Below are 2475 nucleotides of genomic sequence, written 5' to 3'. Positions count from 1 at the left end.
GACGGCCTGGGACAGCCGCAGCAGTTCCCTGGCGCGGGCCCGCTCGTCCTCGCCCGCTCCGGCGGCGAGCAGGGCCTCGGCGAGCCGGTAGCGGACGCGCGCGAGGTCGTAGGGACGGCCGAGGGGTTCCACGGCGGCGACGGCGGCGCTCCACTCGTCCGGGGCGGTGGTGCCCTCGGCCCGCTGCAGTTCGGCGCGCAGCCAGATGTCGTGGGCCTGCCACACGGGCACGCCGGTGGCGAGGGTCTTGGCGGCCGTGCGGATGCGGTCGAGGATCTCGGGGCGGCCGGGTTCGGTGGCCGGGTCGCCGAAGGCGTCGGACTCGGCGGTGGCGGCGGTGAGCAGCAGGGGCCAGCCGTAGCGCTGGGTGCCGGGCGGGAGTTCGGCGTCGAGGGCGGTGAGGAGTTCGGCGCGGGCGTCGGCGAGGCGGCCCTCGGCGGCGGCGATGCCGACGGCGACCAAAGTCATCGGCAGGGAGTACTGCGGCATGGCGTCGTGGGTGCCGAAGTGAGCGCGGGCGGCGGCGAGTTGGCGGGACGCCGTGGCCAGGTCGCCGCGGTCGTAGGCGAGATGGGCCAGGCGCATGGCGGCGCCGGCGCGGGGCTTGGAGCTCGGTTCCCGGCGCTGGGCGGTGGCGGCGGCCTCGGCCGCCTCGTCCCAGCGGCCCACGGAGTGCAGGGACTCGGCGAGGTTGCCCCACACCCAGGCCTCGGAGTCCAGCAGGCCCAGGCGGCGGGTGACGCGGGTGCCCTCCTGGAGCAGGCCGAGCGCCTCCTCGGAGCGGCCGACGCCTTCGAGGACCGAGGGGAGGTTCACATAGCTGCGGCACAGCACCATGTCGACGCCCAGTTCGCTCGCCCGGCGCTGGACCTCGTACATCGTGGCGAGGCCGGTCTCGATGTCGCCGGCGTCGACCATGAGGCCGCCGAGGGTGAGGCGGGCGTTGAGCTCGATGTCGTGGGCGCCGACCATGCGGGCGTACTCCACGGCGCGTTCGGCGGCGGCCATGGCCTCGGGGCCGGGTTCGTGGAGCATGGACCAGCTGGCGGCGGAGGCGAGGACCTCGGCGTGCACCTCGGACGGGGGCAGGCCGCGCACCAGCTCCTGCGCGGTACCGAGTTCGGTCCAGCCGTCGCCGCGGGCGAGGGACTGGGTGAGCCGGGAGCGCTGGACCCAGAACCAGGCGGCGCGCAGCGGGTCGGGGTCCTCGTCGAGCTGGCGCAGGGCCCGCTTGGTGATCTTCAGTGAGCGTTCGCGTTCGCCGCAGAGCCGTCCGGCGACGGCGGCCTCGGCGAGGAGGTCGAGGTAGCGCAGGGTGGCCGTCTCGGGGTCGCAGCCGCAGTAGGCCTCGGTGTAGTCGGCGGGGCGCAGGCCGGCGCGTATCTCCTGAGGGACGGAGTCCCACAGTTCCATGGCCCGCTCGAGGAGCCGGAGTTGTTCGGCGTAGGCGTGGCGGCGGCGGGCCTCGGCGGAGGCGTCGAGGACGGCGGGCAGGGCCTTGGCGGCGTCGTGGGCGTGGTACCAGTAGCTGGCCAGGCGGGTGACGCGCTCGTCGGCGGGCACCAGGGTGGGGTCGGCCTCCAGGGCTTCGGCGAAGCCGCGGTTGAGACGGGAGCGTTCGCCGGGCAGCAGGTCGTCGCTGACGGCCTCGCGGACGAGGGAGTGGCGGAAGCGGTAGCCGTCGCGGTCGGGCGCCGGGGTGAGGATGCTGGCGTTGACGGCGGCGCGCAGCGCCTCGATGAGGTCGTCCTCGGCGAGGCGGGCGACGGCGGCGAGCAGCCGGTACTCCACGGTGGAGCCGCCCTCGGCGACGATCCGGGCGACCCGCTGGGCGCTCTCCGGGAGTCCTTCGACGCGGACGAGGAGCAGATCGCGCAGCGAGTCGGTGAGGGCGGTGCGACAGCCCTCGTGGCCGGCCACGGAGAGTTCCTCGACGAAGAAGGCGTTGCCGTCGGAGCGTTCGAAGATCTCGTCGACGTGGTCGGGTTCGGGCTCGCGGGCGAGGATGCCGGCGAGCTGGCGGCCGACCTCGTCGCGGTTGAAGCGGCCGAGTTCGACGCGGCGGACGGTGCGCAGCCGGTCGAGTTCGGCGAGGAGGGGGCGCAGCGGGTGGCGGCGGTGGATGTCGTCGGAGCGGTAGGTGGCGAGGACGACGAGCCGGCCGGTGCGCAGGGTGCGGAAGAGGTACGCCAGCAGGTGGCGGGTGGAGGCGTCCGCCCAGTGCAGGTCCTCCAGGGCGAGGACGACGGTGTGCTCGGCGGCGACACGTTCCAGCAGGCGGGCGGTGAGTTCGAAGAGGCGGGCCATGCCCTGTTCGTCGCGGCGGGCCTCGCGGGCGGCGGCGGTGCCGAGTTCGGGCAGCAGGCGGGCGAGTTCCTCCTCCTGCCCGGCCGCGGCGGCGGCGAGCTGGTCGGGCAGCTCGCGGCGCAGCTGGCGCAGGGCGGTGGAGAAGGGCGCGAACGGCAGGCCGTCGGC

Annotated in this window: 1 protein-coding gene; it reads right to left on the bottom strand. The window is 75.2% G+C overall.

The annotated features are described in order from the left end of the window. The coding region (locus N4P33_RS34605; protein WP_260830875.1) for an AAA family ATPase at positions 1–2475 on the bottom strand (2475 nt) is incomplete at both ends.

It is taken from the genome of Streptomyces sp. 15-116A (assembly GCF_025290915.1).
GTDB lineage: Bacteria > Actinomycetota > Actinomycetes > Streptomycetales > Streptomycetaceae > Streptomyces.
The sequence above is the reverse complement of the archived record's forward strand: the minus strand, read 5'-3'. Positions and strand labels throughout refer to the sequence as shown.